This window comes from Candidatus Protochlamydia sp. R18 (assembly GCF_000648255.1).
In the GTDB taxonomy this organism is placed as follows: domain Bacteria; phylum Chlamydiota; class Chlamydiia; order Chlamydiales; family Parachlamydiaceae; genus Protochlamydia; species Protochlamydia amoebophila.
Genome location: NZ_BASL01000709.1, coordinates 1 through 2507, shown reverse-complemented (window position 1 = coordinate 2507; position 2507 = coordinate 1). Strand labels below are relative to the sequence as shown.

The window sequence follows — 2507 nt, the reverse complement described above, 5'->3', positions numbered from 1 at the left end:
TTTGCAAAGATCAAATGAAAAAATGCAATTTGATTGCAAAATTTTACAAAAACATTTAGTTCCCTATCTTTAATAAAGAAAAAACATGAAAGTGATGAGCTCTAAAACGCGCATATTTTTCTGGTCGATCAAACAGCTTTTACTCTCCGCCCCATGCGAAGCTATTTTTTTATTTACATTTGTCCTCCTTCAAGGATTAATCCCAGCAGCGTCACTTTACTCGATTCAAGCTATGATAGATTGGATCAGCTTAGAATCTTCCTTTCCTTATATGTTTGTTTCTATATGGACGGGACTACTATTAGCAGATACTGTATTAAGTCCCATCGTCTCCATTTTCAGATTACATTTGAATGAAAAATTTTTATGTCATTGTAACGTTTTACTAATGGAAAAGGCTTCCGCTATTCAAGGCCTTGATTCATTTGAAAATTCTAAATTATATGACGAAATACAGTTCCTAAAAAACGAATCTTCAAGGCGCCCTTTAAATTTTGTATATGTATGTTCAGGATTTCTAAAAGAATGCATCGCACTCATAGCTGTCTTATTTGTATTGGGTTCTCTTGAATGGTGGGTTCCTATTGCCATGTTTTTAGCAAGCTTGCCTCACGCTTTTTCAACATTTTGGTTTGAAAAACAATCATGGGACCAAATGCTGTTTTCAAGTCCAGAGGCCAGAAAACTTGGTTGGATCGCTTCTTTACCTTTAGACGGGCGTATAGCAAAAGAATTGAGGCTTTTTGCTTTCGGAGATTATTTGATCCAAAAGTATAAACAAGGAGCTTTAGCTTTACATATTGCCTTATCTAAAGAGCGATGGAAGAAATCTTTTCTATCCATTTTTTTATCTGGGGTAACAGTTCTGGGTTATCTTTTCATCCTATCTCAAATCATCATACAAACAAAAAATAAAGCATTAGAAATTAGCGAACTCGTAGTAGCGATTCAGGCACTTGTAATGACCCAGTCTCAACTGTCCGGATGTATTTCTTACACAGGAATGATGACTCCGATTATTCTTTTTTTTAGTAAGCTAAAGCGTTTTCTAGCTTCTTCGAATCACTCAATTTCCGATCAAAACTCAAAAATAATGCCCGTTTTTACTCAAGAAATTAGTTTTGAAAATGTTTCTTTTTCTTATCCTGATGGGCGATGTGCTCTTACAAATGTAAGCTTTAAAATTCGTAAAGGTGAAAAAATAGGCCCTTGTCGATCATAACGGTGCCGGGAAATCTACGATCGTAAAATTATTACTTCGATTTTACGATCCAGCCGAAGGAAGAATTACTGTAGAGGGTGTAGATTTGAAAACAATCAATATCCAGAATTGGAGAGCCTTAATAAGCGGAAGTTTTCAAGATTTTGGACATTATCACTTTACTGTACGCGAAAATATTTTGCTTGGAAACATACATGCCAATGAAGAGCATATTTTACAAGCAGCAAAAGCTGGTGGATTGGAAAAAACATTGCAAAACCTTCCAAACGGTTTATTGACACCTCTTGGAAAAGAATTCGGTGGAACATCTTTATCTGGTGGAGAATGGCAAAAAATTGCCATGGCTCGCAGCTTTGTTAAAAATGCAAGCTTGTTAATTTTAGATGAACCTACAGCTTCCTTAGATCCAAAAAGTGAAATCGAAGTATTTAACCAGTTTGCTGATGCATCTTCAGGGAAAACAGTTTTATTGATTACCCATCGAATCGGATCTATCAAGATGGCTGATCGAATTTTGGTTTTTAAATTTGGCAAATTAGTAGAAGAAGGCACTCAAGATTATTTGCTGAGAGCAGACCAAGAATACGCTCATTTATTTTTTCAACAAGCTAAACAATATCAGTTAAACCAATCATAAATTTTGGCTTTTCAGCTTAACTCTGGAAATGCTGCTGATGTCTCTATTGCCGAAACCTTGTCAAAAGGGATTTCTGAGAAGCCATTTGATGATAAGGGGGTTATTTCAAAAGAGCTTTCAATAAGGCTTTTGAAACCAGGTCTTGTTCTATTGACAACCCTAAGATCAAATAGGAAGTAGAAGCTTGTGAAGTTGATAGACAAAATTCTTCTTAGAAAGTGAGCTGTCATTGAAACAGTAAATGATCAACTAAAAAATATTTCTCAAATTGAGCATACACGACACAGAAATGCCGGAAATTTTTTAATTAATACTAGCCGCAATTGCCGCTCATACTCATCAACCTAAAACGCCATCTATAAATTTAGCAGAGCAATATCAATTATTACTAATGTCTGTGGGAAAATCAAAAATTTAGTTTACGCATTTTCATTTGTCTATTTCTTTTTATAATTTAGCTTATAAAATTTTAATAAGGGTTTCTATATAAAACGATAGTGTTATCCGATTATTAACGCGAAGCAGGAAAATTTTCTTCTTTTTTTATCATTATTTTTAAGAAAAATTAAGAGTATCTCAATTAGAAATGATTAATTTTATTTGCCTTGAATTTATTTTTTGATTAGTTTCAAGTCGGTACTATTTACA

At 34.0% G+C, this 2507-nt stretch carries 2 protein-coding genes and 1 pseudogene; all 3 read left to right on the top strand.

Translation table 11 applies throughout. The features are described 5' to 3' along the window. Positions 1–85: 85 nt before the first annotated feature. Positions 86–1222 carry an ABC transporter ATP-binding protein gene (locus tag TY19_RS06650; RefSeq protein WP_042280369.1) on the top strand — a complete coding sequence of 379 codons (1137 nt, stop codon included), beginning with the start codon at positions 86–88 and terminating at the stop codon, positions 1220–1222. A 19-nt stretch (positions 1223–1241) separates the two neighbouring features. Next, positions 1242–1859, top strand: a complete 618-nt coding sequence (locus TY19_RS26850; RefSeq protein ID WP_445082243.1) for an ATP-binding cassette domain-containing protein — start codon at positions 1242–1244, stop codon at positions 1857–1859. Then, positions 1860–2277: pseudogene (locus TY19_RS12865) on the top strand (transposase); the annotation flags it as partial. Between the last annotated feature and the right edge of the window lie 230 nt (positions 2278–2507).